The organism is Rhizobium brockwellii, from assembly GCF_000769405.2.
In the GTDB taxonomy this organism is placed as follows: Bacteria; Pseudomonadota; Alphaproteobacteria; order Rhizobiales; family Rhizobiaceae; genus Rhizobium; species Rhizobium brockwellii.
In genome coordinates, this window is record NZ_CP053439.1 from 1162000 (window position 1) to 1188057 (window position 26058).

Sequence of the window (26058 nt, forward strand, 5' to 3'; positions counted from 1 at the left end):
GTCCCCTCTCCCCTCGGGGAGAGGGTTAGGGTGAGGGGGCCTCACGGTACAGCTTATACCTTCCCGGCAAACTTATCCGTCGCCCGGATCAGCCGATCGAGAATCCCCGGCTCCGAATAGGCATGGCCCGCACCCTCGATCAGGTGGAATTCCGCCTTCGGCCAGGCCTTGTGCAGCAGCCAGGCATATTTGGCCGGGCAGGGCATGTCGTAGCGTCCGTGCGCGATGACGCCGGGAATATCCCTGAGCCTGCCGGCATCGCGGATCAGCTGTCCCTCATCCATCCAGCCGGCATGGACGAAGAAATGGTTTTCGATACGCGCAAATGCATAGGCGAATTCCGGCTCTTCGAACTTGCCGCTCGTCGAAGGTTCCGGCAGCAGCGTGATCGTTTCGCCTTCCCAGATGCTCCAGGCCTGCGCCGCTCCGAGGCGGATGTTCCTGTTCTCATGCGTCAGGCGGCGATGATAGGCATGCATCATTTCATGCCGCTCTTCCGGCGGAATGGGGGCGATGAAGCGCTCCCACTTGTCAGGGAACATCTCCGAGACGCCGAATTGATAATACCAGTCGAGTTCGGCCTTGGTCAGCGTATAGATGCCGCGCAGGATGAGCTCGGAGACATGCTCTGGATGCGTCTCGGCATAGGCCAGCGCCAGCGTCGAGCCCCAGGAGCCGCCGAACACCTGCCAGCTGTCGACGCCGGCCATCTCGCGCAGCCGCTCGATATCGGCAACGAGGTGCCAGGTCGTGTTGGCATGGAGTTCCGCATGCGGCGTCGACCTGCCGCAACCGCGCTGGTCAAACAGCATGACGTCGTAGAGAGCAGGATCGAAAAGCCGGCGATGGGCAGGCGAGATGCCGCCGCCGGGGCCGCCATGCAGGAAGACGGCGGGCTTGGCGCCAGGTGTTCCCGAGCGCTCCCAATAGATCACATGGCCGTCGCCGACATCGAGATGGCCGGAGGCATAGGGTTCGATTTCGGGATAGAGCGTGCGCAGTATCTCGGTCATATCTTCACGCCTTTCGCGGGCCAGACTTCTGTGTCGTGATCGGGATGCTGGAAGGAGATGATCGCTTCCTGTCGTGCGTAGAAATCCTGATCCTTCAGCACCGGCGCCTCGAAGATTTCCTCGACCCAGGGCAGGCGGGCCTCGTAGTTGACCTGGATCAGCGGTGCGAGGTCGCTGCGGTCGTCGAAGGTGCCGATCGCAAGCTCCAGCCCGCCCGGATGACGATAGGTCATCGGCGTGCCGCAATTGCTGCAGAAGCCGCGTTCGATATTGACCGAGGACTGAAAGTAGCTCGGCTCGCCGCGCGTCCATTCCATCCCTTCCTCAGGCGCGGTCACGAGCGCCGAGAAGAAGCCGCCGAACTGCTTCTGGCACATGCGGCAATGGCAGATCGAGGGTCGCCCCAGCCTGCCTGAGATGCGGAAGCGCACGGCGCCGCACTGGCATCCGCCTGTCTTTATCGTGTCCGTCATGAGCTTTCTCCGAGGGGCCAATTTTGCGTGTCGTGGTCGGGGTGTTGATGGTTGCTTGCCGCGATCGCATTTTCGCGGTCGGGCGTTTCAGGCTGTGGTTCCAGCGGCAGGCCGTCTAGCGCGTGAAACCAGGACATCTTGCCGCCGGTGTTCGATTGCATCACCGGCTTGACCGCATCGGGATCATCAAGCGAGCCGAGCGTGATGTTGATGAATTCCGCTTCCGGAATGTCGTAGAACAGCGGCGTGCCGCAATCGCCGCAGAAGCCGCGCCGCACCAGATCCGAGGACTGAAACCATTTCGGCGCGCCGCGCGTCAGGGCAAAATCGCTGCGCATCGCGGCGCCAAGCGGCATGAAATAATTGCCGGCCGCCTTCTGGCACATGCGGCAATGGCAAAGATGGGGATAGCCGAGTTCGCCTTTGGCGCGGTAGCGCACCGCCCCGCACTGACACCCGCCGCTTCTGTCTGATTCCGCCGTCATCCGAGCTCCTTCGGTGGCCATGCCTGCGTCTCATGATCGGGGTGCTGGCAGGAGACAAGCTCAAGCAGGAAGGGGGCGGCTTGCGCATCCTCCTCCGTCCGGTGCCCCGGCAATTCGTGCAGATGATCGACGAAACCGATCTTACCCTCGATGCCGAATTGGATCACCGGCGGAAACGCCGAAGGGTCGTCAAACGCGCCGGCGGCAATCGCCATTCCATCCGGCGCCTCGTAGGTCAGTGGCGTGCCGCAATCGCCGCAGAAGCCGCGCTCGACGAAATTGGAAGAGCGGAATCTTTTCCGCTCTCCGCGTGTCCATTCGAAATCGGCGCCGCGCACCGAGACCAGCGGCGCATAATAGGCCCCGAACGCCTTCTGACACATGCGGCAATGACAGATCGACGAATCCTTGACGTCGCCGATAACGCGGAAGCGGATCGCTCCACATTGGCACCCGCCGGTATAGGTGGTCATCTCTTGACCTCCCACGTCGTCACGCGCTCGCCCGTCACCGGATCCTTGCCGTCCTTCAACTGGATGCCCTTCGCCGCCAGTTCGTCGCGGATCTTGTCGGCCTCAGTGAAGTTCTTCGCCTTCAGCATTTCGAGACGCATCGCGACCAGCGCATCGACCGCTGATGCGACGGCTTCGTCGATCTCCATCTTTTTCGGCAGCAGGCCCAGAAGGTCGGCCGTTGCGGCAAAAGTGGCGCCCACGGCGGGATCCGTGTGGGCAGCCTGCGCCAGCGCATGCAATGCCTGCACGGCCGCCACCGTATTAAGATCGTCCGAAAGCGCGTTCAGCACGCTTTCATCGGGCGCCGCATCGCCGGCATCTGTTGCCGGCCATTTGGCGAGCAGACGTTCGGCTTCTTCCAGTCGCTTGATCGAGAAATCGATCGGCTCGCGGTAATGCGTCATCAGCATGGCAAGGCGCAGCACCTGGCCCGGCCATCTGCGGCCGCCGAAGGTTTCCGTCTGCAGCAACTCGTTGATGGTGACGAAATTGCCTTCGGATTTCGACATCTTGCGGCCTTCGACCTGCAGGAAGCCGTTATGCATCCAGACATTCGCCATCACCTCGGTGCCGTGGGCGCAGCGCGACTGGGCGATCTCGTTTTCATGATGCGGGAAGATCAGGTCCAGCCCGCCGCCGTGAATGTCGAAGACATCGCCGAGATAACGCTTGCTCATCGCGGAGCATTCGATGTGCCAACCGGGCCGGCCGCGGCCCCATGGGCTCTCCCAGCCGGGCTCGTTATGGCTCGACAGCTTCCAGAGAACGAAATCACCCGGGTTCTTCTTGTGCGCGTCAACAGCGATGCGGGCACCCGCTTGCTGCTCGTCGAGCGGGCGCTTCGAAAGCTGACCGTAATCCGCCATGGATTTGGTGTCGAACAGCACTTCGCCCGATGCAACATAGGCATGGCCGTTGCCGATCAGCTTCTCGATGATCTCGGTCATCTCAACAATGTTGTCGGTGGCGCGCGGCTCGAAGTCCGGCTCCAGGCAACCGAGTTCGGCGACGTCGGCGTGAAATTGCGTCTCGGTCTTTTCGGTGACCGCACGGATCGCGTCGTTGAGCGGCAGACCCGGATGGTCCCGAAGTGCGCGCGCATTGATCTTGTCGTCGACGTCGGTGATGTTGCGGGCATAGGTGACGTGGTCTTTGCCATAGACATGGCGCAGCAGCCGGAACAGCACGTCGAAGACGATGACCGGCCGGGCATTGCCGATATGAGCGAAGTCATAGACGGTCGGGCCGCAGACATACATGCGGACGTTGTCGGGATCGATCGGCGAAAAGACCGATTTTTCCCGTGTCAGCGTGTTGTACAGCTTCAGTTCCGGCGTTGCGTCCATTTCACTCTCCCAAATGCACGATCAGAAAAATATCGCGACCGGCGGACCGGGGCGTTTCGCATCTTGACTATTTGGGAGACGAAAACGGCCGGGCCAGCGCTCGCGCTAGCGAATAATCTTCCGGCAGATAATGCAGATAACCGTTTTCATGGCGGGTTTTATGGCCCGGTTCGCGCTTCCGGTCAAGGGGGCGAAGAGCGAACCAGCGGCAACAAAACCCCACCCCTCCGATGAATCGATTGCAGCAACCAACGTCTTTGAAACCGGTTGCCGCGCCCTTGAAATTCGTTCGCCATTTTCGCGGCACAAATCTCGCATAGCCGGTTGAGAAGCTGTTGTTAATAGGGAGGAAGGGATGCGGAGACTGGCCCGATCGACGATCGGAGCGACTGCAGTTCTGGTGGTCGCATTCGCTACATATTTCGCATACGATTTCGGAATGCTTCGCTTCAACAATCCTTCCTTAAGCAGCTATCCGATCCAAGGCATCGATGTCAGCCATCACCAAGGTGATATCGATTGGAAGGTTGTTGCCTCGCAGCCGAACGTCCGCTTCGCCTTCATGAAGGCGACCGAAGGTGGAGATCATCGGGATTCCAAATTCGCCGACAACTGGCAGCGCGCCGGAGATGCTGGATTGGTCAGGGGCGCTTATCACTTCTTCACCTTCTGCCGACCGGGCAAGGATCAGGCGCAGAATGTCCTGGCGACCGTGCCGAAGGAGCAGGGAACTCTACCGATCGCCGTCGATCTGGAGTTTGTCGGCAATTGCAACAAGATCCCGACGCTCGAGGAAATGGCTGCCGAGGTGAACGCCTTCTTCACCGAGCTGAAGGGCACCTTTCCGGAAAAACCTATTTTCTACGTCACGCAGGAGTTCTTCGATCAATATCTGAAAGGCAATGAATCACGCTTCCCCGAACATTACCTGTGGCTGCGAAGCGTGTTCAGGGAGCCGAAGCAGGCAGAATGCAGCCGTTGGTCAATCTGGCAATTTGCCGATAACGGCACATTGGACGGCATCAAGGGACTGGTTGACCTCAATGCGCTATGCCCGTCGGAAACGGGCCTTGCGCATCTGTTCACCGCCGATGCAGCGAATTGAAACGTCAACCTTATTCCGGCAGCCGGTAATCGACGAGCTTGTTCTCCCGCACGATGAACAGCTTGCCCGTCTCCGTCACACCAGGCCCCAGCAACGGCAGGATTGCCTTTGCGACCTCGGAGGGGTGCGGCAGCGTCTGCGGATCTTCGCCGGGCACCGCCTGCGCCCGCATCGCCGTGCGTGTCGCCCCCGGATCGACGCTGGTGACCCGCAGCGGCGTGCTTTGACTTTCGCCGGCCCAAGTGCGTGCCAGTGCCTCGACCGCAGCCTTGGACGCGGAATAGGCGCCCCAGAAGGGGCGGCACTTGTGGGCAGCACCCGAAGAAATGATCACCGCGCGGCCGGCATCCGAGCGGGCCAGCAGCGGATCGACCGAGCGGATCAGCCGCCATGTCGCGGTGACGTTGATGGTCATCACCTTCTCGAACACTTTCGCTTCGATATGGCCGATCGGCGAAATGACGCCAAGCACGCCGGCATTGGCGACGAGGATGTCGAGTTTGCCCCAGCGCTCGAAGATCGAGCCGCCGAGCGCATCGATCGCATTCATGTCGGCAAGGTCGAAAGGCACGAGCGTCGCCGTGCCGCCGACAGCCTTGATCGCATCGTCCAGGTCCTCGAGCCCGCCAACCGTGCGTGCGCAGGCAATCACGTGGGCGCCGGCTTTGGCAAGTTCCAGCGCCGTGAAATAGCCTATGCCACGCGACGCACCGGTAACGAGTGCGATCTTGCCCTCAAGATTGATATTCATGATGTCGTGTTCCCTCACGAAGGGAGAGGGGTTCGATTGAACCCCTCGGGATGGGACAATGGAAAAACCGGCGCGCCGTGTCAGCCGTTGCTGGCAAGCATCGAAATCTTGTTGCCCATGGACTCGCCGTTCTTGTCGAGCAGGCGGGTCGGATAGTCGCCGGTAAAATAGTGGTCGGTGAATTGCGGCCGAGCCGGGTTGCGATCCTCACCGCCGACAGCGCGATAGAGGCCGTTGATCGACAGGAAGGCGAGCGAATCTGCGCCGATATATTTCGCCATGGCTTCGACATCAGCATACTGGTTTGCCAGCAGCTTTTCGGCATCAGGCGTGTCGATGCCATAGAAATCCGGGAAGAAGATCATCGGGCTTGCGACGCGGACATGGACTTCGCGCGCGCCGGCTTCACGGATCATCTGCACGATCTTGAGAGACGTCGTACCACGCACGATGGAATCATCAACCAGCACCACGCGCTTGCCTTCGATCATCGCCCGGTTGGCCGAATGCTTCAGCTTTACGCCGAAGGCGCGGATCTGCTGCGTCGGCTCGATGAAAGTGCGCCCGACATAATGGTTGCGGATGATGCCGTATTCGAAGGGAATCCCGCTCTGCTGGGCATAGCCGAGTGCCGCCGGCGTGCCGCCATCCGGCACCGGCACGATCACGTCGCCGTCGACGGGCGATTCCTTGGCGAGGTTCATGCCCATGCTCTTGCGCGTCGTATAGACGTTACGGCCGCCGACCACCGAGTCCGGGCGGGCGAAATAGACATATTCGAACAGGCAGAGGCGCTCCGGCTGCGGCTTGCTGGGCTTGCGCGCATCGATGCTGATCGAGCCGTCGGGCTGGATTTCGCAGATGATGACCTCGCCGTTCTCAACGTCACGGATGAACTTGGCGCCGATGATGTCGAGCGCGCAGGTCTCGGAGCAGAAGATCGGCTTGCCGTCGAATTCTCCCATGACGAGTGGGCGGATGCCGGTCGGGTCGCGCGCGGCAATCAGCTTGGTGCGCGTCATGGCGAGCATCGAATAGCCGCCTTCCATCTGGCGAATGGCATCGATGAAGCGGTCGGATGTCGAAGCGTGGCGGGAGCGGGCGATCAGGTGGAGGACGACCTCGGTATCGGAGGTCGACTGACAGATAGCGCCGGTCGCGATGATTTGGCGTCGCAGCGTCAGGCCGTTGGTGAAATTGCCGTTATGGGCAATGGCGATGCCGCCTTCTTCCAGTTCGGCAAAGAGCGGCTGCACGTTGCGCATCGCCACTTCGCCGGTTGTCGAGTAGCGCGTATGACCGATGGACATGCTGCCGGGCAGGCGGGCAAGCGTCATTGGATTGGTATAGTGGTCACCGACGAGGCCCATGTGGCGCTCTTGGTAGAAGCGCTTGCCGTCAAAGGAGACGATGCCGGCCGCTTCCTGTCCGCGGTGCTGCAGCGCATGCAGGCCGAGAGCCGTGAGCGCGGCGGCATCGGGATGTCCCAGAATTCCGAAAACCCCGCATTCTTCATGCAGTGTATCTCCGTCGAGCGGATCGTCGGTCGGGAAGGAATGGGACTGGTTCATTTCTGCGGGCCTCTGCTCTCACAAGAATGGATCGGCATTTCCAGAAATAGCTGAGCCCGGCAGAGCTGGAATGCTCGGCCGGACCCTCATTTCATGTCCCGCTCAAATGGCGATTGCCGGAAGGCGGGTCAAGCTCTTGAACACTGTGTCAATTCGCCGGCTGCTGCGCGCCGCCTGCGGGCGCGGTCGGTGCGTCTTCCGCCGGAGCCTGGTCGCCCGTCGGCGGAGTGGTACCTTCGGCGCCCTGTGCCGGCGGCTGCAGCTTATCACGGATGCTTTCCGGTATCATCTGGGCAAATTGCTCCGGCAGAACCGATTTCAGCTTCACGACCATCGAATCCAGGAAGGGTTTCGACTTCGCTTCGTTGACCCAGGCCGGACGGTGGTCGGCATCGACGAGCCAGTTCCAGAAGGCGACGGCGACGACCAGGAGCAGCACGCCGCGCGCTGCCCCGAACAGGAAGCCGAGCGTGCGGTCGAGTGCGCCGACACGGCTGTCGATGATGAAATCGGCGATCTTCATCGTGATGAAGGAGATGACGATGAGCGCGATCAGGAAGACGACCGCTGCTGAACCGACGATCGCGATACGGTCGTCATCGGTGTATTTCTTCGCGTAGGGCAGCAGGTACGGGTAGAGGTAATAGGCAGCGGCAGCCGAACCGCCCCAGCTCGCGATCGAGAGGATCTCGCGCGAAAAGCCGCGGACCATCGCCAGCACGGCGGAGAAGAGCACGACGCCGATGACAATACCGTCGAAAATCGTAATGGGCATGTAAATTCAACTCCAGGACTGCCGCTTGGCGGCCGTGTCGTGCCTTATCGTGTGCTCCTATATCATCACCACTCTTGGCAATGAAAGGATCAAACGTCGTCTTCCACACGCAGCGCTCCCTTCGATCCGGCGATGCGCGCGACCAGATCCGGCAGGCTTGCGACTTCGCTCCAGCGCCCGCCGGAGCCCTTCGGCAGTTCGGCGGAGGCGGATGGAAGCAGCGCTGCGGAAAAACCCAACTTCTCGGCTTCCTTGAGGCGCTGGGCGGTGTGCGCAACCGGTCGGATGGCGCCCGACAGGCTGACTTCGCCGAAATAGACGCAATCGGCAGGAAGGGCAATACCGGCAAGCGAGGAAACCAGCGCCGAGGCGACGGCAAGATCGGCCGCCGGTTCGGAGATACGGTAACCGCCGGCGACGTTGAGATAGACGTCGTGCTGGCCGAGCCTGACGCCGCAATGGGCCTCAAGCACCGCAAGGATCATCGACAGCCGCGCCGAATCCCAGCCGACGACGGCGCGCCGAGGTGTGCCGAGCGAGGTTGGGGCCACCAGCGCCTGCACCTCGACAAGAATGGGGCGGGTGCCCTCCATACCGGCAAAGACCGCAGCACCCGGCGATTTTTCGTTGCGCTCGCCGAGGAAGAGTTCCGAGGGGTTGGCGACTTCGCGCAAGCCTTTGTCCGACATTTCGAAGACGCCGATCTCGTCGGTCGGGCCGAAGCGGTTCTTGACCGTGCGCAGGATGCGATAGTGATGGCCGCGATCGCCTTCGAAATAGAGCACCGCATCAACCATGTGCTCGACGACGCGGGGCCCGGCAATCTGCCCATCCTTGGTCACATGCCCGACGAGCACCATGGCGGCACCTGTCTGCTTGGCGAAACGGATCATTGCCTGAACGCCGGTGCGCACCTGCGTCACCGTTCCCGGCGCCGATTCGGCAAGTTCGCTCCACAGCGTCTGGATGGAATCGATGATGACGAGGTCCGGCCGCTTGCCCTCGGCGAGCGTCGCCAGAATATCCTCGACATTGGTTTCGGCTGCCAGCATCACGTCGGTATCGGCCGCCGCAAGGCGTTGCGCCCGCAGCCGGACCTGGGCCACGGCTTCTTCGCCGGAGACGTAGACGATCTTGTGGCCGCGCCGCGCAAGGGCGGCGGCTGCCTGCATCAGCAGCGTCGATTTGCCGATGCCGGGATCGCCGCCAATCAGCACCGCCGAACCGCGCACGAAGCCGCCGCCGAGCGCCCGGTCGAGCTCCGACATGGCGGTATGGATACGCGGCGCCTCTTCGATCTCGCCGGAGAGTGCCGTCAGCGCCACTGGTCGGCCCTTCTTCGGCGTCTTGCCGGGACCGGAACCGATCCCGCCCATCGGGTCTTCCTCGACGATGGTGTTCCACTCGCCGCAATTCTCGCATTTGCCGGCCCAGCGGTTATGAACCGTGCCGCAACTCTGGCAGATGAATTGTGTTCTGGCCTTCGCCATCAAATACTCTTTCAGTCCGGGTTCGCGAGTGAAGCGACGCGCCGCTTCATCGAATCATCGTCGTGCTTGAGATAATGGCTATCGCAACGGATCAAAACTAATGATTTCCCCATCAGCGCACCCATGCCTATCCTTTGCCTCTGCTTATCTGGAATGGTGAAGATGTTCGATTATTCGTTTGCGCACTGGCTTGCATTTCTGTCGGCTGCGGTTCTGCTCAATCTCTCGCCCGGTCCCGACATCGCTTTCATCCTCGGTCATACGATGAGAAGCGGAAAACGTGCCGGTTTTTTCGCACTGTTCGGCGTCTGGTCCGGTGCCTGCCTGCACGTGTTGATGGCCGCACTCGGCCTCTCGGCCATACTCGCCGCTTCCGCCGTCGCCTTCTCGACGGTCAAATGGATCGGTGCGGCCTATCTCGTCTGGCTCGGCATTCAGGCATTGCGCTCCGGTGGCGGCAATGGCCTGATAAAGGCTGCCGGTGAAAAATTGCCGGTTGCAAGAATCTATCGGCAGGGAATTCTGGTGTCGTTGCTCAATCCGAAAGTGGCGATATTCTTCCTGGCCTTCCTGCCGCAATTCGTCCTCGAAGGGGCAGGGCCGGCATGGGCCCAGCTCATGCTGCATGGCGGGCTTATTATCGTTGTCGCCGCCTTCATCGAACCGCCGCTCATCCTTCTCGGCGGGCGCCTTGCGGATGCAATCAGGCATAATCAAAAAATCGGCCTCTGGCTCGATCGCGGCCTCGGTGCGCTTTTCGTGGCGCTCGGTGTCCGTCTCGCCATCGGCAGCCGCTAGAGCATGATGCCGAAAAGTGTGCGCGGTTTTCGGACGACATCATGCTCTAACTATATAATGTAGGAAGGCTATTCTTCGGCGACGTAGCGCCGCTCGTGGCGGAGCCCCATGCTGGTCAGGATCTCGTATCCGATCGTGCCGGATGCCCTGGCCACGTCGTCCACCGGCATGTTCTTCCCGAACAGTTCGACATAATCCCCGGCGCGCACGGCATTGTCAGGCAGGTCGGTGATATCGAAGATCGTCAGGTCCATGGTGATCCGGCCGGCAACCGGAACCTTGTGTCCGGCGATGAAACCTTGCCCGCCTTGCGGCACCACCTGTCGCAGTGGCACGCCGCCGCTCGACTGGCTGCGCATGTAGCCGTCGGCATAGCCGGCCGAGGCGATCGCCAGCCGGCTTTCGCGGCGAAGCTGCAGCGCCCGCCCATAGCTGACGGTCTCGCCGGCTTCGACGCTGCGCACCTGGATGATGCGCGCTTCCGCCGTCGCCACCGGCCGCATCGGGTTCGTCATGCCGCTGACCGCTTCGCCGCCATAGAGCGCGATGCCGGGGCGGGTCAGGTCGAAGTGATAATCCTCACCGAGAAAGATGCCGGCCGAGGCCGCAAGACTTGAATCGATGCCTTCATAAGCGGCGCTAACCCTGTGGAATGATTCAAGCTGCTGCCGGTTCATCGCATGGGTGGGATCGTCGGCGCAGGCGAGGTGGCTCATGACAAGCACAGGCGCGAAGCTCGCAGGCCGTGAGACGTCGTCGGCGAGCGCGATCGCATCGTCGATATGCAGTCCGAGCCGATTGAAGCCGGTATCGACATGCAGCGCGCAGGGATAGTCGCCGTAATCGGCAAGCACCGCCATCCAGAAGGCGAGCTGCTCGTCGGAGGAAATCACCGGCACCAGATCATTGTCGAAGAAGCGCCGCTCGGTGCCCGGCCAGATGCCTGAGAGCACGAAGATGCGCGCCTCGGGCGCATAGAGGCGGAGTGTCACGCCCTCGTCGACGGTCGCGACGAAGAAGTCGCGGGCGCCGGCCATATAGAGCGCTTCGCCGGCATCCTCGATGCCCATGCCATAAGCATCTGCCTTGACGACCGCCGAAGCGCGCGCCGCACCGGAGCGGCGCGCCATGTCGCGCCAGTTCTCCGTCAGAGCGGTCAGGTCGACGGTCAGCCGCAGGCCTGCCGAGGCAAAGTTGTCGTCTTCGGGGGCGTCGAAAAATTCGCTCATGATCCACATCGAAAAGAGGCCGGAGAAGGATTCTCCGGCCAGTTTAAAGATCAACTATGTCAAGGGAAAGCCCGGCGCTGCGTTGCAGCATCCGCACGATCAGTGCTCTTCATATTGGGTGAAGGAGGGATCGGCGAGATCGGCAAAGCGCGTGAATTCCGCCTGGAAGGCGAGCTTCACCGTGCCTGTCGGCCCGTGGCGCTGCTTGGCGATGATCACGTCGGCCGTGCCCTTGACCTTGTCGAACAGCGCTTCCCATTCCGGATATTTCGGATCGTGGATGTCGCGCGGCTCCGAATTCTTGACGTAATATTCCTCGCGGAACACGAAAAGCACGACGTCGGCGTCCTGCTCGATCGAGCCGGATTCGCGAAGGTCGGACAGCTGCGGCCGCTTGTCGTCGCGGCTTTCGACCTGACGCGAGAGCTGCGACAGCGCGATGATCGGAACGTTGAGCTCCTTGCCGAGTGCCTTCAGGCCGGTGGTGATCTGGGTGATTTCCTGCACGCGGTTGTCGCTGGATTTGCCCGAGCCGGTCATCAGCTGAATGTAGTCGACCACCAGCACGTCGAGGCCGCGCTGGCGCTTCAGACGGCGCGCGCGGGCCGAAAGCTGGGCGATCGAGATGCCGCCGGTCTGGTCGATAAAGAGCGGCACCTTCTGCATCATCATCGAGCAGGCGACGAGCTTTTCGAAATCGGCATCGTTGATGTCGCCGCGGCGGATCTTCGAGGAGGAAACTTCCGTCTGCTCGGAGATGATACGGGTGGCGAGCTGTTCGGATGACATTTCGAGCGAGTAGAAACCGACGACGCCGCCGTTCTTTGCCTTCATGCTGCCGTCCGACTGGACTTCGCCTTCGTAGGAGGCGGCGATATTGTAGGCGATGTTGGTGGCAAGCGAAGTCTTGCCCATGCCGGGGCGTCCGGCAAGGACGATCAAGTCCGACCGCTGCAGGCCGCCCATCTTGGAATCCAGTGAATGGATGCCGGTGGAAATGCCGGAAAGTCCGCCGTCACGTTCCTTGGCGACGGCCGCCATGTCGATCGCCAGCGCGACCGCATCGTTGAAGGCCTGGAAACCGCCGTCGTAGCGGCCGTTTTCCGCCAGTTCGAAGAGGCGGCGTTCGGTATCCTCGATCTGCGACTGCGGCGGCATGTCGAGCGGCGCGTCATAGGCGATGTTGACGACGTCCTCGCCGATGGTGATCAGCGCCCGGCGCAGCGCCAGGTCGTAGATCGCCCGACCGTAATCCTCGGCATTGATGACGGTGACGGCATTGCTGACCAGGCTCGCCAGATATTGCGAAACCGTCATGTCGCCGACTTTCTCGTCGGCTTTCAGGAAGGTCTTGATCGTCACCGGATTGGCGATCTTGCCCATGCGGATGATATCGCCGGCAACCTCGAAGATCTTCCGATGCAGCGGTTCATAGAGATGAATCGGCTTCAGGAAGTCCGACACCCGGTAATAGGCATCGTTGTTCATCAGGATCGCACCGAGAAGCGCTTGCTCGGCTTCGATATTGTTGGGTGCTTCGCGATAATGCTGCTCCGACGGGGCAACAGCTGCAATCTTTCGAGCGGCGTCGTTCATCATCATCCGTTCTGTCTTTTTCCAGCTCCGGATTTGCAATTCCGGACGCGAAAATCAAGAGGCTACGAAAGGAGCGGGGGCTCGCTTCGCCTAAATCCTGAACGCTGTGCACGTTGTTCGACTTCTCCACAGTCTTGGGCGACACAAAGGAGAAATACTGGCAGTGTCACCCGCACGACACGGTATGGCGCCGACTCACCAATCCGCTTCGGAGAACGCTACTTTAGCGCGATGTCATAAGGCACGCAGCAAAAACATCCGGAAGATCCCCTTAAAAAAGCGAACCGATCGGCAGCTCACATCGAAGGGGTGGAAACGAAAAAGCCCGGCGCGGTGGCCGGGCTTCCCTCTCGCGGATCGCTCCGACGAAATTATGCTTCGTCTTCGTCGACGCCGTCAGCTTCCGGATCGAAGAAGTCTTCCGGACGCAGCGCGTCTTCGTCGACGCCGTAGATCGCGTCGACCGAGGTGAGTTCTTCGCCCTTCGACTGGCGCTCTGCCTCTTCGGCAGAACGGGCAACGTTCAGCTCGACGTGGATTTCGACTTCGGCATGCAGCTGCAGCTCGACCTTGTGCAGGCCGATCGACTTGATCGGCGTGTTGAGGTGAACCTGGTTGCGGCCGATGTTGAAGCCTTCGGCGCCGAGAATATCGACGACGTCACGGGCAGCAACCGAACCGTAGAGCTGGCCAGTTTCGCCGGCGGAGCGCACGACGATGAAGGACTTGCCGTCGAGAACGTCGGCGACCGTCTGGGCTTCCGACTTGCGCTCAAGGTTGCGGGCTTCGAGCGTCGCGCGCTCGGCTTCGAAGCGGGTCTTGTTGGCGGCGTTGGCGCGCAGCGCCTTGCCGAGCGGCAGCAGGTAGTTGCGGGCAAAGCCGTCGCGAACCTTTACGGTTTCGCCCATCTGGCCGAGCTTGGAGATGCGTTCGAGAAGGATGACTTGCATTTTCTTTTTCCTTTCTTGTGTCTCAGATTTTCGTATCGGATTGTTTGGGGGCATCAGCATCTTTCGTCGGGGTCAGTGCGATCGCCTTGCGCGTATCGCTGAGACCGAGGACGAGGATGAGGAGAGCTGGCAGCAGCATGAGCATCGAGGCCAGATAGCAGAGGATGAGGGCTGGTATGCGCCAGTCCTTGCCGCGCGTGCGGAAATGCAGCGAGGCGAAACCGGCAAGCATGAAGCCGGCGCCGAAGGCGCCGATCACGGTCGCACCGACCAGCGCCGGAACGCCGCCGAAAAAGCAGGCGGCAAGCCCGGCCAGGAAGATGAAGATCGAGTTGCGGTTCATCCGCAGCGACGAGGGAATGTCCTCGCGCGGACGAAGGCCCTTGCCGGAGGCTGCAACGATGCGCACGGCGAAATAATAGGCGGCAAACAGCATGCTGACCCACATGCCGCCCTGCAAAGCCGGCAGCATCAGCAGGATCAGCGACTTGGTCTGCGCGGTCGCTGCCGGATCGGGCATGAATTCCGGCTGCTGCTGCTTGAGCGAGGTGATCAGCAGATCGACGATCGGATCGGTAATCTCAGGCCCGTAGCCGATGATCACACCGATGACGATGACGGCGAGCGTCACCAGACCGCAAAGATGCAGCAGGATATCGGAGAGCGGATACCAGGCAAGCAGATGGTCGGGGCCACCGAGTTCGGCGGCCGGACGCGCCAGATTGGCGAGATGGCTGAGCCAACCGGCCGGCAGCAGCGTCACCATCGTCATGATCAGCGCGAAGGAAGGCGAGATCAAGATCGCGCCGAGTGCCGCGGCGGTGACGACGGCCGAGACTGCGGCTGCATTGCCCCAGCCGAGCCCGACGATCAGGATCGGCAGAGCCGAGGCCGTATAAAGAAGCGCGCTGAAAAACGACGGCTGCATGCTCGCGCCCAGCACCAGCAAGGCGGCGGTCAATCCGGCGAGTGCGCCGATCAGCAGCGTTTTAATGTTCGGTCGTTTCAAGGTCGCTGTCCTGCTTCATCAAGCAGTTAGAGGATGTTGCTGAATCAAATTCAGAAACGTCTCAACATGGGTTTTAATAGTTCCGATCCGCGCCCATCGCAGAAGGGATAAGGGAAGGCACGAATGCCTTCCCTCAAGAGTGTGTGCGTCGGCCGATGACTAGGCGACGACGTAGGGCAGCAGGCCGAGGAAACGGGCGCGCTTGATCGCCTGGGCGAGTTCGCGCTGCTTCTTCTGGGAAACGGCCGTGATGCGGGACGGAACGATTTTGCCGCGCTCAGAAATGTAGCGCTGCAGCAGGCGTACGTCCTTGTAGTCGATCCGCGGTGCGTTGGCGCCGGAGAACGGGCAGGTCTTGCGGCGGCGATGGAACGGGCGGCGGACCGGAGCGGAGGAAGTTTCAGACATATCTCAGATCTCCCTTATACACGGTCTTCGCGCGGACGGCGCGGACGGTCGTCACGGTCGCCGAAGCCACCTTCACGCGGCGGACGCGGGCCGCGGTCGCGATCGCCGAAGCCGCCTTCACGCGGGCCACGGCCGCCTTCGCGCGGTCGGTCGTCACGGTCGCGCTTCTGCATCATGGCAGACGGACCTTCTTCATGCTTTTCGACGGCGATCGTCATGTAGCGAAGAACGTCTTCGCTGATGCGCATCTGACGTTCCATTTCCTGGACGGCAGCAGCCGGTGCATCGATGTCCATCAGGGCGTAGTGCGCCTTGCGGTTCTTCTTGATGCGGTAGGTGAGGGACTTGAGGCCCCAGTTCTCGATACGCCCGACCTTACCGCCATTCGCTTCGATCACACCCTTGTACTGTTCTACGAGGGCATCGACCTGCTGAGCGGAAATATCCTGCCGGGCAAGGAATACATGTTCATAAAGAGCCATGACAGCTTTGCCTTTCTTGCGTTTGGTTCAACCCGATATTCGGCGGCTAAGCCTCAACGACTGCTCCTGATTGGGCGGACCCAGGCAAGAAAGCGTTCCGAGACGGTCGAGAGCGGAGACACGGGAGGCTGGAACGCTTCCGTTCCGAACGATTTCCCTGAGGAAACCGGCCCTCCGTTCAGCCACCAGCCAGAAGACCGGGTTAACGAACAGGGCGGCTTATACGGATTTTTTAGGCAAAGGCAAGCGCAATCGGACACCCGAACCCGATGCAGGGCAATGGTCGGCATCGGGCAGGCGCGAAACAAATAGGATCAGAGCGTCAGCGGATACTGCCGGTGCACTTTGGCGATCTCCGTGAGCACCTCGTTCGAAAGCGTAATGTCTGCCGCGCCGATATCGATTTTCAACTGTTCCATCGAGGTCGCGCCGATGATGGCCGAGGCCATGAAGGGCCTGGACAGGCAGAAGGCGAGCGCCATTGCTGCCGGGTCGAGGCCGTAGGTTGCGGCGATCTGCAGATAGGCTTTGGTCGCCGGTTCCTGCAGCGGCTGCAGGCGGCCGCCGATATCGTGGTTGATCGAACCGCGCGAACCTTTCGGCCTGCCGCCATCGATATATTTGCCGGAGAGGATGCCGCCGGCGAGCGGCGAATAGGCGAGCAGCCCGACATCCTCATGATGCGAGAGTTCGGCGAGATCGAGGTCGAAATGGCGGTAGAGCAAGTTGTATTCGTTCTGGACGCAGGCGACCCGCGGCAGGCTCTTTTGTTCGGAGAGCGTCAGGTATTTCTGTATGCCCCAGGTGGTTTCGTTGGAAAGGCCGATCGCGCGGATCTTGCCTTCCTTCACCAGCGCGCCGAGCGTTTCCAGAATGTCGAGCATATTGGCGACGGCCTCGTCGCGGTCCTGGTTGAAGGGATTGTAGCTCCAGTTCTGACGGAAATGGAAATGGCCGCGGTTCGGCCAGTGGATCTGGTAGAGGTCGACGTAATCCGTCTTCAGCCGCGCCAGGCTGGCCTCGAGCGCCAGGCGGATATTCTTTGCATCGGCACCTTCGCCGCCGCGTATGTAGTCACGGCCGCGGCCGGCGACCTTGGTGGCGAGCACGATATCGCCGCGCTTGCCGGTCTTCTTGAACCAACTGCCGATGTAATCTTCCGTCCGGCCCTGTGTCGCCGCCGAAACCGGGGTGGTCGGATAAAGTTCGGCCGTATCGAAGAAATTGACGCCCTTTTCGACGGCGTAGTCCATCTGTGCGTGAGCATCGGCTTCGCTGTTCTGCGAACCCCAGGTCATGGTGCCAAGGCAAATCTCTGAAACGGAAATCTCGGTGCGGCCTAGCGAATTGTACTTCATGGAAAAACCTTGGGAGAGAGGTGACAGCCTTGGGAGGGTTCGCGCAAATCTAGGCTGGATTTGGCGGAGCGCAAGAGCAAAAACCGGGCTTTTGCGCCAGTGCGAAAGGCTTTGCGGAGAATGAGCCGCCACTTGACTCTGCCGGAAAGAATGTCAATTGGAGGCAAAACAGCCTTAAGGGGCGCAATCAGGGCATCAGCCAGGGACATGAGAATGACCATTGCTTTCACTTTTCCCGGTCAGGGCAGTCAGGCCGTCGGCATGGGCAAGGATCTCGCCGAGAATTTTGCCGAAGCCCGCGCCGTTTTCCAAGAGGTCGATGAGGCGCTCGGTGAAAAGCTTTCGGACGTCATGTTCAACGGTCCCGAGGATACGTTGACCTTGACGGCTAACGCCCAGCCGGCGCTGATGGCCGTCTCTATCGCCGTTGTCCGCGTTCTGGAGGCCAAGGGGCTGGATCTGAAGTCCAAGGTCGCCTACGTCGCCGGCCACTCGCTCGGCGAATATTCGGCGCTTTGCGCCGCCGGCACCTTTTCGCTTGCCGACACCGCGCGGCTGTTGCGCATCCGCGGCAATGCCATGCAGGCGGCCGTTCCCGTCGGCGTCGGCGCCATGGCCGCGATCATCGGCCTCGAACATGCCGACGTCGTTGCCGTCTGCGAGGCAGCGGCCGCCGTCGGCGCCTGCCAGATCGCCAACGACAATGGCGGCGGCCAGATCGTCATCTCGGGCGAGAAGGCAGCCGTCGAAAAGGCGGCGGGCCTTGCGACCGACAAGGGCGCCAAGCGTGCCATTCTGCTGCCGGTCTCCGCTCCCTTCCATTCCACACTGATGGCGCCTGCCGCCGACGCCATGCGCGAGGCGCTGGCAAAAGTCGCCAAGTCCGATCCCGTCGTGCCTGTCATCGCCAATGTCCGTGCCGCTCCGGTGTCGAGCGCCGACGAAATCGCGAACCTCCTCGTGGAGCAGGTGACCGGCCAGGTCCGCTGGCGCGAGACGGTGGAATGGTTCGCTGGAAATGGCGTCACGACGCTTTACGAACTCGGCTCCGGCAAGGTGCTGACCGGCCTTGCCCGCCGCATCGACAAGACGATCAACGGCATCTCCGTCAACGGTCCGGCGGATATCGACGCGGCCGTCGCCGCCCTCATGGCCTGATTGGTATCCCTGGACACCGGATTTGGTGTCCCTGTTATAAGGAACGTTTCCATGCTCGATCTCTCAGGCCGCAAGGCTCTCGTCACAGGCGCATCGGGCGGTATCGGCGAGGAAATCGCCCGCCTTCTTCATAAGCAGGGCGCCATCGTCGGCCTGCACGGTACCCGCGTCGAGAAACTGGAAGCGCTGGCCGCCGATCTCGGCGAGCGCGTCAAGATCTTCCCGGCCAACCTCTCCGACCGCGATGAGGTCAAGGCGCTTGGTCAGAAGGCCGAAGCCGACCTCGAAGGCGTCGACATCCTCGTCAACAATGCCGGCATCACCCGCGACGGCCTCTTCGTGCGCATGAGCGACGAGGACTGGGACAGCGTCCTCGAGGTAAACCTGACATCGACCTTCCGCCTGACGCGCGAATTGACGCATCCGATGATGCGCCGCCGCTATGGCCGCATCATCAACATCACTTCCGTCGTCGGCGTCACCGGCAATCCGGGCCAGGCCAATTACTGCGCCTCCAAGGCCGGCATGATCGGCTTCACCAAGTCCTTGGCGCAGGAAATCGCCACCCGCAACGTGACGGTCAATTGCGTGGCGCCCGGTTTTATCGAGAGCGCCATGACCGGCAAGCTGAACGACAAGCAGAAGGAAGCGATCATGGGGGCGATCCCGATGAAGCGCATGGGCACGGGTGGCGAAGTCGCTTCGGCGGTTGCTTACCTTGCGTCCTCCGAGGCTGCCTATATGACGGGCCAGACGCTGCATGTAAACGGCGGCATGGCGATGATCTGAAACGACAAACCGCTGGCATGGGAATATTTCCGCCAATAGCATGTTGAGCAATCACGAACCGTTGATTTTCTGGCTTTGCGGCAGACATAAAGCATGTTAAGCGGGCCATGACTGTGAACAGTCGTCCCGAGAAAGCAGACGGACCGGCGGGCTTTTTGCAAGCCTGGGACATCTCTGAAGCCGGGTAAACGAGTTTGCCGAGGATGTCTGAAAACATCGCAGGCTGAAACAGGGTAGGGGTGCCGCGATGGCATTCCGATCAGGACATAAGGTCGAGGAAACCGACATGAGCGATATCGCAGAACGCGTAAAGAAAATTGTTATTGATCATCTTGGCGTTGATGCCGACAAGGTCGTCGAGAGCGCCAGCTTTATCGACGATCTGGGCGCTGACTCGCTCGACACGGTCGAACTTGTCATGGCTTTCGAAGAAGAATTCGGCGTTGAAATTCCTGACGACGCTGCCGACTCGATCCTGACGGTCGGCGATGCAGTGAAGTTCATTGAGAAGGCCCAGGCCTGATCCTGTGAATTTGAGAAAGGGCGGGCCTGGAGTCCGCCCTTTTCTTTTCGGCATATTTCTCCATAGAACATAACAGACGGGGGGAAGCACGCGATGAGACGTGTCGTCATCACCGGTACCGGCATGGTATCACCCTTGGGATGCGGAACCGAGGTGACGTGGTCCCGGCTGCTTGCCGGTCAGAACGGCGCCCGCCTCGTCACCGAATTCGAGGTCGACGACCTTCCCGCCAAGATCGCCTGTCGTATTCCTATCGGTGATGGCACCGACGGCACCTTCAATGTCGATCAGTGGATGGAGCCAAAGGAGCAGCGCAAGGTCGATCCCTTCATCATCTACGGCATGGCCGCCGCCGACATGGCGCTTGCCGATGCCGGCTGGCATCCTGAAACCGATGAGGACCAGATCGCCACCGGCGTGCTGATCGGCTCCGGCATCGGCGGAATCGAAGGCATCGTCGAGGCGGGTTACACCCTGCGCGACAAGGGCCCGCGCCGTATTTCCCCCTTCTTCATTCCCGGCCGCCTGATCAACCTCGTCTCCGGCCAGGTCTCGATCCGCCACAAGCTGCGCGGACCCAATCATTCGGTCGTCACCGCCTGCTCGACGGGTGCGCATGCGATCGGAGATGCCGCGCGGCTGATTGCGCTGGGTGATGCCGACGTCATGGTCGCCGGCGGCACGGAATCCCCTGTCAGCCGCATTTCGCTTGCAGGTTTTGCCGCCTGCAAGGCGCTGTCGACCCAGCACAATGACGACCCGAAGAAAGCGTCGCGCCCCTATGATCGCGACCGTGACGGCTTCGTCATGGGCGAGGGCGCCGGCATCGTTGTGCTCGAAGAACTGGAACATGCCAAGGCGCGCGGCGCCAGGATCTATGCCGAAATCGTCGGGTACGGCCTGTCGGGCGATGCCTATCACATCACCGCGCCGTCCGAAGACGGCGAGGGCGCCGGCCGCTGCATGGCGATGGCGCTGAAGCGCGCCGGGCTGACACCGGCCGATATCGACTACATCAATGCCCACGGTACCTCGACCATGGCCGACACGATCGAACTCGGCGCCGTCGAGCGGCTGGTCGGCACTGCGGCGTCGAAGATCTCCATGTCTTCGACCAAGTCGGCGACAGGACACCTTCTCGGTGCTGCCGGCGCCATCGAGGCGATCTTCACCACGCTCGCCATTCGCGACAATATTGCGCCGCCGACGCTCAATCTCGACAATCCCGAACGTGAGACGGCGATCGATCTTGTCCCGCACAAGGCGCGTGAGCGGGAAATCAATGTGGCGCTGTCCAACTCGTTCGGATTCGGCGGCACGAACGCGTCGCTCGTACTGCGCCGTTACGCGCAATAAGAGTCCTGCAAGCGGTGTATTGGGTCTCCCTTACACCGCTTGCCTGCCGTCCTCTACGTTGCGTAGCAGGGCGTGCGAAAGCATAACGACCGGCAGCGGCGTCGTTGAACGGCGGCAGAACCTGCTTTTGCCGCATTGCTTCGCGAAATAGCGAAGTGAGGGTCAAGTTTTAGAGGATTGCCGGTGAGCGATACGACGAACCAGAGCAACGATACCCAGGCGCAGAAGGGACCGATCATCCCGAAGTCGCCGAGCGAAGCCCTGCGTCCGGAACGCGTTCCGGAGCCGCCGAAGCGGTCCAAGAAAGCCCGCGGCCAGGTCGTTCTTTTCCTGAACTTCATCATGACGATGGCGGTTCTGGTCTGCGTCGTCGCCATCATCGGCTTCTACTACGCCACATCGACCTATCGGAACCCCGGTCCGCTGCAGACCAACACCAATTTCATCGTCCGCAACGGCGCTGGTCTGACCGAAATCGCCTCGAACCTCGAGCGCAACGCGATCATCAGCGATGCCCGCATCTTCCGCTATCTCACGGCAACGCATCTTTCTGCCGGTGAGAGCCTGAAGGCGGGTGAATACGAGATCAAGGCGAGGGCCTCCATGAGGGATATCATGGAGCTTCTGAAATCGGGCAAGTCCATTCTCTATTCCGTTTCCTTCCCTGAGGGCCTGACGGTCCGCCAGATGTTCGACCGCATGCTGCAGGATACCGTGCTGGAAGGCGACTTGCCGGCAGCATTGCCGACCGAGGGCAGCCTGCGTCCAGATACCTACAAATTCTCGCGCGGCACCAAGCGCTCGGAAATCATCGAACAGATGGCGGCTGCGCAGCAGAAGCTCGTCGATCAGATCTGGGACAAGCGCGACTCCTCGCTGCCGCTGCGATCCAAGGAGGAGTTCGTGACACTCGCCTCGATCGTCGAAAAGGAAACCGGTGTTCCCGACGAGCGAGCCCACGTCGCCTCCGTTTTCCTGAACCGGCTCGGCAAGGGCATGCGCCTGCAGTCCGACCCGACGATCATCTACGGCCTCTTCGGCGGCGAAGGCAAACCGGCCGACCGGCCGATCTACCAGTCGGACCTGAAGCGGGATACACCTTACAACACCTATGTCATCAAGGGTCTGCCGCCGACGCCAATCGCCAATCCCGGTAAGGATGCGCTGGAAGCCGTCGCCAATCCCTGGAAGACGCAGGACCTCTATTTCGTCGCCGACGGCTCCGGCGGCCATGTTTTCGCTGCGACGCTCGAGGAGCACAATGCCAACGTCAAGCGCTGGCGCAAGCTCGAAGCCGACAAGGGTTCGGACCCGAACATCGCAGTCGACGGCCAGCCGGAAGAGCAGCCGGCGGATAGTGGCGCGACCGTCGCGCCGCCGAAGAAAAAGAAGATCAACTGAGACTTTCGGGAGGCACGCATGGCTTTGCAGTCCATGACCGGTTTTGCGCGGCGCGAGGGAACGAGCGGCCGCTGGCGCTGGGCATGGGAATTGCGCTCGGTCAACGGCAAGGGCCTCGACCTGCGCCTGCGCCTGCCGCCCGGCCTCGAACGCATGGAGGCAGACGTCCGCCGCCTCGCCGGCGAAAGCTTCAGCCGCGGCAACCTGCAGGCATCGCTATCCGTCACCGCCGACGAGAACCGTTTCGAGGCGGTGCTGAACAGGCAAGCGCTCGCCGCCGTGCTGGCCATGCGCGAGCAGTTGGACGGTGTCATCGATCCGGCGCCGCTGAAGCTCGATACGCTGCTTCTGGTGCGCGGCATCGTCGAGTTCCGCGAAAGCGAGGATGGCGAGGAGGCGCTTGCCGCCCGTGACGCCGATATCGCTGCCGGCCTGCTGGCCGCGCTTGCCGATTTGAGAGCAATGCGCCAACAGGAAGGGGCGGCGCTGGCCCGCATTCTTCACGACCATGTCACGACGATCGAAGGTCTGACACGGATGATCGATGCCGATCCCTCGCGTTCGCCGCAGGAGATCGCTGCGCGGCTTACCGCGCAGGTCACCTTGTTGATGGACGGCATGGCCGCGCTCGACCGCGACAGGCTGCATGCCGAAGCCGCGCTGCTGGCGACCAAGGCGGATCTGCGCGAGGAGATCGATCGTCTGAAGGCTCATATCGCCGCAGCGCGCGATCTCCTGGTGAAAGGTGGCCCCGCCGGGCGCCGGCTGGACTTCCTTGCACAGGAATTTAACCGCGAATCGAATACCATCTGCTCGAAGTCGAATGCCTCGGCGGTCACCGCTGCCGGCATCGAGCTGAAAGTCGTGATCGACCAGTTCCGCGAGCAGGTCCAGAATTTGGAGTAAGACATGAAACCGGCGAAATCCTCGCCCGTGCAGATCGCCCGCCGCGGTTTGATGCTTGTCATCTCGTCGCCGTCAGGCGCCGGCAAGTCCACCATCGCGCGCACGCTGCTGGAGACCGACAGGCAAATCGGCCTTTCCGTCAGCGTCACCACGCGCCAGCGCCGCCCGAGCGAAGTCGAGGATGTGCACTACCACTTCAAGAGTGTGCGCGAGTTCGAGCGGCTGCGCGATAGCGACGCGCTGCTCGAATGGGCCGAGGTGCATGGCAATTTCTACGGCACGCCGCGCGAGCCGGTCGAGCAGGCCATGGGCGAAGGCCGCGACATGCTCTTCGACATCGATTGGCAGGGCGCCCAGCAATTGCAGGAGAAGATGTCGGCCGACGTCGTCTCGATCTTCGTGCTGCCGCCGACCATGACGGAACTGCAGTCACGGCTGCATCGCCGTGCCGAGGATTCCGAGGAGGTCATCCAGACGCGCCTCGCCAACAGCCGCGCCGAGATCGCCCACTGGCGCGAATACGACTACGTCATCGTCAATGACGATCTCAACGCCGCCCTTGACGCCGTCCAGTCGATCGTCAAGGCCGAACGCCTGCGCCGCGACCGCCGCCACGGCATGTTCGACTTCGTCCGCGAGTTGCTGGAAGAGACGCCGTCGCTTTAGAGTAAACTCCTAGGAAAACCGCTTCGCACCTCGCTGGAGTTGCCCTACAGGCTGTTTGCGAGAAGGCAGAATTCCTCGACGGACAAGGTTTCAGCCCGCCGCGCCGGATCGATTCCGGCCTTGACGAGCAGGCTCTCGCCGCCGAGCGGTTTCAGGCTTTGTCGCAGCATCTTGCGGCGCTGGCCGAAAGCCGCCTGCGTCACCTTTTCCAGGTTGGCGACGGTGCAGGGGATGGGGTTTTCGCGGGGTGTGAGATGCACGACCGTCGACGTCACTTTCGGCGGTGGCGTGAAGGCTTGCGGCGGCACGTCGAAGGCCATGCGTGCCTCCGTCCGCCAGCCGCAGAGCACGCCGAGGCGGCCGTAATGGTCATCGTCTTCGTTGGCGACGATACGCTCGCCGACTTCCTTCTGAAACATCAGCGTCAGCGACTGCCAGAACGGCGGCCAGGCTTTCGGCAGTAGCCAATTGACCAGCAACTGCGTGCCGACATTGTAGGGCAGGTTGGCGATGATCTTGACCGGGCCTTCCGGGACCAAGGTCTCGAAATCAATCTTCAGCGCATCGCCTTCGATCACCTCCAGCCGGCCGGGATAATGATCGGCGATCTCGGCGAGTGCCGGCAGGCAGCGGGGATCCCGCTCGATGGCGATGACCTTTCTGGCGCCGAGCGCCAGGATCGCCCGCGTCAATCCGCCAGGGCCGGGGCCGACCTCAACGATGGTCGCCTCTTCGAGTGTGCCCGCCGTGCGGGCGATTTTCTGCGTGAGGTTGAGGTCGAGCAGGAAATTCTGCCCGAGCGCCTTGCGCGCATCGAGGCCGTGACGCTGGATGACGTCGCGAAGCGGCGGCAGGCCATCGAGTGCTGCCATCAGCGGCGGCTTTCCACACTGCGGCCGAGCTGGGCGGCGAGCTTCAGCGCTGCAACGAGGCTGTGCTCGCGCGCCAGCCCCTTGCCGGCAATGCCGAAAGCGGTGCCGTGATCCGGCGAGGTGCGCACGAAGGGAAGCCCGAGCGTCACGTTGACGCTGTCGTCGAAACCAAGTGCCTTGGCCGGGATCAGCGCCTGATCGTGATACATGCAGATGGCGACGTCGTATCGCGCCCGCGCCTCGTCATGGAACATCGTATCGGCGGGCAGGGGGCCGATCGCATCGATGCCCTCGTCGCGCAGGCGCTCGATCGCCGGACGGATGATGTCCTCGTCCTCCGTGCCGATCGCCCCGCCTTCGCCCGCATGCGGGTTGAGGCCGGCAACGGCGAGCCGCGGTGCCTCGATGCCGAAGCGCTGCTTCAGGTCTGCATGGGCGATCCGGCAGGTTTCCATGATCAGTTCGCCCGTCAGCGCCGCCGGCACGTCGCGGACCGGAATATGGATGGTGACGGGAATGGCCCTGAGCTTCGGTCCGGACAGCATCATGACAGGTGTCACCGGCCGGCCGGTCGCCCTGGCGGCGAGTTCGGCGAGAAATTCGGTATGGCCGGGAAACCGGAAACCTGCCTCGTAAAGCACGGCCTTGGCGATCGGATTGGTGACGACCGCGAGCGCCTCGCCGCTGATGACAAGCGACACGGCTTTCTCGATCGACGCAATCGTGCCTTTCGCCGTTGCCGCATGCGGTTCGCCGGCCACGACCTCGATACCAACAGGTATGGTCATGACGGGCAGCGCGTCGGCAAACATCCCGGCGGCTTCGCTGGCTTTATCGGTCTCGCGGATCGAAACCGCCAGATTGAGTTGGCGGGCTCTCAACGCCAGAACATCGGGATCGCCGATCAGGAAGAAAGGCGGCAGCCCGAGTTCACGCCGCCTCAGCCAGGCCATCAAAGTAATATCCGGCCCGATGCCGGCGGGGTCGCCCTGGCTCAGTGCAAGCGGTCGCGAAAACGGTATCGCCATTGTCG

Annotated in this window: 27 protein-coding genes; 9 read left to right on the plus strand and 18 right to left on the minus strand. The window is 61.8% G+C overall.

Annotated features, from left to right (window positions below):
* Nucleotides 1-53: 53 nt before the first annotated feature.
* The 5 genes from pip to cysS are packed head-to-tail and all read right to left on the minus strand — an operon-like array spanning nucleotide 54 to nucleotide 3832.
* Entirely contained in the window at nucleotides 54-1013 is a 960-nt protein-coding gene (pip, locus tag RLCC275e_RS05925) for a prolyl aminopeptidase (RefSeq protein WP_033180451.1), read from the minus strand.
* Nucleotides 1010-1486, minus strand: a complete 477-nt coding sequence (locus tag RLCC275e_RS05930) for a GFA family protein (protein ID WP_033180450.1) — start codon at nucleotides 1484-1486, stop codon at nucleotides 1010-1012. Before RLCC275e_RS05930 ends, pip begins: the two co-directional genes overlap by 4 nt.
* Nucleotides 1483-1971 (minus strand): GFA family protein, encoded by a 489-nt coding sequence (locus RLCC275e_RS05935; protein WP_033180449.1) that lies wholly within the window; start codon nucleotides 1969-1971, stop codon nucleotides 1483-1485. Before RLCC275e_RS05935 ends, RLCC275e_RS05930 begins: the two co-directional genes overlap by 4 nt.
* Nucleotides 1968-2444 (minus strand): GFA family protein, encoded by a 477-nt coding sequence (locus RLCC275e_RS05940; RefSeq protein WP_033180448.1) that lies wholly within the window; start codon nucleotides 2442-2444, stop codon nucleotides 1968-1970. Before RLCC275e_RS05940 ends, RLCC275e_RS05935 begins: the two co-directional genes overlap by 4 nt.
* Complete coding sequence (gene cysS, locus RLCC275e_RS05945; RefSeq protein WP_033180447.1) at nucleotides 2441-3832, minus strand: cysteine--tRNA ligase; 1392 nt, start codon at nucleotides 3830-3832, stop codon at nucleotides 2441-2443. Before cysS ends, RLCC275e_RS05940 begins: the two co-directional genes overlap by 4 nt.
* Nucleotides 3833-4187: 355 nt before the next feature.
* Here cysS and RLCC275e_RS05950 point away from each other — a divergent pair, with 355 nt between their 5' ends.
* Complete coding sequence (locus RLCC275e_RS05950) at nucleotides 4188-4937, plus strand: glycoside hydrolase family 25 protein (RefSeq protein WP_033180446.1); 750 nt, start codon at nucleotides 4188-4190, stop codon at nucleotides 4935-4937.
* A gap of 10 nt (nucleotides 4938-4947) precedes the next feature.
* On the opposite strand, the gene RLCC275e_RS05955 is transcribed toward RLCC275e_RS05950, so the two are convergent.
* The 4 genes from RLCC275e_RS05955 to radA form a co-directional block, all read right to left on the minus strand.
* Nucleotides 4948-5688 carry an SDR family NAD(P)-dependent oxidoreductase gene (locus tag RLCC275e_RS05955; RefSeq protein ID WP_033180445.1) on the minus strand — a complete coding sequence of 247 codons (741 nt, stop codon included), beginning with the start codon at nucleotides 5686-5688 and terminating at the stop codon, nucleotides 4948-4950.
* A gap of 80 nt (nucleotides 5689-5768) precedes the next feature.
* Nucleotides 5769-7259: an amidophosphoribosyltransferase gene (gene purF / locus RLCC275e_RS05960; RefSeq protein ID WP_033180444.1), complete on the minus strand. Its 1491-nt coding sequence runs from the start codon at nucleotides 7257-7259 to the stop codon at nucleotides 5769-5771.
* A gap of 148 nt (nucleotides 7260-7407) precedes the next feature.
* On the minus strand, nucleotides 7408-8034 hold the full coding sequence (locus RLCC275e_RS05965) for a CvpA family protein (protein WP_012756822.1): 627 nt from the start codon (nucleotides 8032-8034) through the stop codon (nucleotides 7408-7410).
* Nucleotides 8035-8123: 89 nt separating this feature from the next.
* On the minus strand, nucleotides 8124-9524 hold the full coding sequence (gene radA, locus RLCC275e_RS05970) for a DNA repair protein RadA (protein ID WP_033180443.1): 1401 nt from the start codon (nucleotides 9522-9524) through the stop codon (nucleotides 8124-8126).
* Between the two features lie 162 nt (nucleotides 9525-9686).
* Between radA and RLCC275e_RS05975 the strand changes: the two genes are divergently transcribed.
* Nucleotides 9687-10322: a LysE family translocator gene (locus RLCC275e_RS05975; RefSeq protein ID WP_033180442.1), complete on the plus strand. Its 636-nt coding sequence runs from the start codon at nucleotides 9687-9689 to the stop codon at nucleotides 10320-10322.
* A 68-nt stretch (nucleotides 10323-10390) separates the two neighbouring features.
* Here RLCC275e_RS05975 and alr read toward each other — a convergent pair whose 3' ends face one another.
* The 7 genes from alr to RLCC275e_RS06010 all read right to left on the minus strand — a co-directional run bounded on the left by alr (nucleotide 10391) and on the right by RLCC275e_RS06010 (nucleotide 17354).
* On the minus strand, nucleotides 10391-11560 hold the full coding sequence (gene alr, locus RLCC275e_RS05980; RefSeq protein ID WP_171816910.1) for an alanine racemase: 1170 nt from the start codon (nucleotides 11558-11560) through the stop codon (nucleotides 10391-10393).
* A gap of 90 nt (nucleotides 11561-11650) precedes the next feature.
* The gene (locus tag RLCC275e_RS05985; RefSeq protein ID WP_033180691.1) at nucleotides 11651-13147 is read right to left on the minus strand and encodes a replicative DNA helicase; all 1497 of its coding nucleotides are present in this window, start codon (nucleotides 13145-13147) and stop codon (nucleotides 11651-11653) included.
* 371 nt (nucleotides 13148-13518) lie between these two features.
* Entirely contained in the window at nucleotides 13519-14097 is a 579-nt protein-coding gene (rplI, locus tag RLCC275e_RS05990; RefSeq protein WP_011651241.1) for a 50S ribosomal protein L9, read from the minus strand.
* Nucleotides 14098-14119: 22 nt separating this feature from the next.
* Nucleotides 14120-15106: a hypothetical protein gene (locus tag RLCC275e_RS05995; protein ID WP_033180441.1), complete on the minus strand. Its 987-nt coding sequence runs from the start codon at nucleotides 15104-15106 to the stop codon at nucleotides 14120-14122.
* A 159-nt stretch (nucleotides 15107-15265) separates the two neighbouring features.
* Entirely contained in the window at nucleotides 15266-15514 is a 249-nt protein-coding gene (rpsR, locus tag RLCC275e_RS06000; protein WP_003547038.1) for a 30S ribosomal protein S18, read from the minus strand.
* A 14-nt stretch (nucleotides 15515-15528) separates the two neighbouring features.
* The gene (gene rpsF / locus RLCC275e_RS06005; protein WP_003547040.1) at nucleotides 15529-15996 is read right to left on the minus strand and encodes a 30S ribosomal protein S6; all 468 of its coding nucleotides are present in this window, start codon (nucleotides 15994-15996) and stop codon (nucleotides 15529-15531) included.
* A 314-nt stretch (nucleotides 15997-16310) separates the two neighbouring features.
* Nucleotides 16311-17354, minus strand: a complete 1044-nt coding sequence (locus RLCC275e_RS06010) for an aldo/keto reductase (protein WP_033180439.1) — start codon at nucleotides 17352-17354, stop codon at nucleotides 16311-16313.
* A 213-nt stretch (nucleotides 17355-17567) separates the two neighbouring features.
* On the opposite strand from RLCC275e_RS06010, the gene fabD reads away from it, so the two are divergent.
* The 7 genes from fabD to gmk all read left to right on the plus strand — a co-directional run bounded on the left by fabD (nucleotide 17568) and on the right by gmk (nucleotide 24153).
* Complete coding sequence (gene fabD / locus RLCC275e_RS06015; protein WP_033180438.1) at nucleotides 17568-18512, plus strand: ACP S-malonyltransferase; 945 nt, start codon at nucleotides 17568-17570, stop codon at nucleotides 18510-18512.
* 51 nt (nucleotides 18513-18563) lie between these two features.
* Nucleotides 18564-19301, plus strand: coding sequence for a 3-oxoacyl-[acyl-carrier-protein] reductase (gene fabG, locus RLCC275e_RS06020; protein ID WP_033180437.1), 738 nt, complete (start codon nucleotides 18564-18566; stop codon nucleotides 19299-19301).
* Nucleotides 19302-19587: 286 nt separating this feature from the next.
* Complete coding sequence (locus RLCC275e_RS06025; protein ID WP_003547058.1) at nucleotides 19588-19824, plus strand: acyl carrier protein; 237 nt, start codon at nucleotides 19588-19590, stop codon at nucleotides 19822-19824.
* 93 nt (nucleotides 19825-19917) lie between these two features.
* Nucleotides 19918-21180 (plus strand): beta-ketoacyl-ACP synthase II, encoded by a 1263-nt coding sequence (gene fabF / locus RLCC275e_RS06030; protein ID WP_033180436.1) that lies wholly within the window; start codon nucleotides 19918-19920, stop codon nucleotides 21178-21180.
* 183 nt (nucleotides 21181-21363) lie between these two features.
* Nucleotides 21364-22581, plus strand: a complete 1218-nt coding sequence (mltG, locus tag RLCC275e_RS06035; protein ID WP_003558190.1) for an endolytic transglycosylase MltG — start codon at nucleotides 21364-21366, stop codon at nucleotides 22579-22581.
* An 18-nt stretch (nucleotides 22582-22599) separates the two neighbouring features.
* Nucleotides 22600-23487, plus strand: coding sequence for a YicC/YloC family endoribonuclease (locus RLCC275e_RS06040; protein ID WP_033180435.1), 888 nt, complete (start codon nucleotides 22600-22602; stop codon nucleotides 23485-23487).
* Between the two features lie 3 nt (nucleotides 23488-23490).
* Entirely contained in the window at nucleotides 23491-24153 is a 663-nt protein-coding gene (gmk, locus tag RLCC275e_RS06045) for a guanylate kinase (protein ID WP_003547062.1), read from the plus strand.
* A gap of 44 nt (nucleotides 24154-24197) precedes the next feature.
* On the opposite strand, the gene rsmA is transcribed toward gmk, so the two are convergent.
* Nucleotides 24198-25025 (minus strand): 16S rRNA (adenine(1518)-N(6)/adenine(1519)-N(6))-dimethyltransferase RsmA, encoded by an 828-nt coding sequence (gene rsmA, locus RLCC275e_RS06050; RefSeq protein ID WP_003558194.1) that lies wholly within the window; start codon nucleotides 25023-25025, stop codon nucleotides 24198-24200.
* Nucleotides 25025-26053: a 4-hydroxythreonine-4-phosphate dehydrogenase PdxA gene (pdxA, locus tag RLCC275e_RS06055; RefSeq protein ID WP_033180434.1), complete on the minus strand. Its 1029-nt coding sequence runs from the start codon at nucleotides 26051-26053 to the stop codon at nucleotides 25025-25027. The genes rsmA and pdxA overlap by 1 nt, the downstream gene beginning before the upstream one ends.
* Nucleotides 26054-26058 lie beyond the last annotated feature (5 nt).

Bases quoted from the DNA above. Each gene is read 5' to 3' on its own strand.
- pip (WP_033180451.1), bottom strand. From the start codon at position 1,013: ATGACCGAGATACTGCGCACGCTCTATCCCGAAATCGAACCCTATGCC.
- RLCC275e_RS05930 (WP_033180450.1), bottom strand. From the start codon at position 1,486: ATGACGGACACGATAAAGACAGGCGGATGCCAGTGCGGCGCCGTGCGC.
- RLCC275e_RS05935 (WP_033180449.1), bottom strand. From the start codon at position 1,971: ATGACGGCGGAATCAGACAGAAGCGGCGGGTGTCAGTGCGGGGCGGTG.
- RLCC275e_RS05940 (WP_033180448.1), bottom strand. From the start codon at position 2,444: ATGACCACCTATACCGGCGGGTGCCAATGTGGAGCGATCCGCTTCCGC.
- cysS (WP_033180447.1), bottom strand. From the start codon at position 3,832: ATGGACGCAACGCCGGAACTGAAGCTGTACAACACGCTGACACGGGAA.
- RLCC275e_RS05950 (WP_033180446.1), top strand. From the start codon at position 4,188: ATGCGGAGACTGGCCCGATCGACGATCGGAGCGACTGCAGTTCTGGTG.
- RLCC275e_RS05955 (WP_033180445.1), bottom strand. From the start codon at position 5,688: ATGAATATCAATCTTGAGGGCAAGATCGCACTCGTTACCGGTGCGTCG.
- purF (WP_033180444.1), bottom strand. From the start codon at position 7,259: ATGAACCAGTCCCATTCCTTCCCGACCGACGATCCGCTCGACGGAGAT.
- RLCC275e_RS05965 (WP_012756822.1), bottom strand. From the start codon at position 8,034: ATGCCCATTACGATTTTCGACGGTATTGTCATCGGCGTCGTGCTCTTC.
- radA (WP_033180443.1), bottom strand. From the start codon at position 9,524: ATGGCGAAGGCCAGAACACAATTCATCTGCCAGAGTTGCGGCACGGTT.
- RLCC275e_RS05975 (WP_033180442.1), top strand. From the start codon at position 9,687: ATGTTCGATTATTCGTTTGCGCACTGGCTTGCATTTCTGTCGGCTGCG.
- alr (WP_171816910.1), bottom strand. From the start codon at position 11,560: ATGTGGATCATGAGCGAATTTTTCGACGCCCCCGAAGACGACAACTTT.
- RLCC275e_RS05985 (WP_033180691.1), bottom strand. From the start codon at position 13,147: ATGAACGACGCCGCTCGAAAGATTGCAGCTGTTGCCCCGTCGGAGCAG.
- rplI (WP_011651241.1), bottom strand. From the start codon at position 14,097: ATGCAAGTCATCCTTCTCGAACGCATCTCCAAGCTCGGCCAGATGGGC.
- rpsR (WP_003547038.1), bottom strand. From the start codon at position 15,514: ATGTCTGAAACTTCCTCCGCTCCGGTCCGCCGCCCGTTCCATCGCCGC.
- rpsF (WP_003547040.1), bottom strand. From the start codon at position 15,996: ATGGCTCTTTATGAACATGTATTCCTTGCCCGGCAGGATATTTCCGCT.
- RLCC275e_RS06010 (WP_033180439.1), bottom strand. From the start codon at position 17,354: ATGAAGTACAATTCGCTAGGCCGCACCGAGATTTCCGTTTCAGAGATT.
- fabD (WP_033180438.1), top strand. From the start codon at position 17,568: ATGACCATTGCTTTCACTTTTCCCGGTCAGGGCAGTCAGGCCGTCGGC.
- fabG (WP_033180437.1), top strand. From the start codon at position 18,564: ATGCTCGATCTCTCAGGCCGCAAGGCTCTCGTCACAGGCGCATCGGGC.
- RLCC275e_RS06025 (WP_003547058.1), top strand. From the start codon at position 19,588: ATGAGCGATATCGCAGAACGCGTAAAGAAAATTGTTATTGATCATCTT.
- fabF (WP_033180436.1), top strand. From the start codon at position 19,918: ATGAGACGTGTCGTCATCACCGGTACCGGCATGGTATCACCCTTGGGA.
- RLCC275e_RS06040 (WP_033180435.1), top strand. From the start codon at position 22,600: ATGGCTTTGCAGTCCATGACCGGTTTTGCGCGGCGCGAGGGAACGAGC.
- gmk (WP_003547062.1), top strand. From the start codon at position 23,491: ATGAAACCGGCGAAATCCTCGCCCGTGCAGATCGCCCGCCGCGGTTTG.
- rsmA (WP_003558194.1), bottom strand. From the start codon at position 25,025: ATGGCAGCACTCGATGGCCTGCCGCCGCTTCGCGACGTCATCCAGCGT.
- pdxA (WP_033180434.1), bottom strand. From the start codon at position 26,053: ATGGCGATACCGTTTTCGCGACCGCTTGCACTGAGCCAGGGCGACCCC.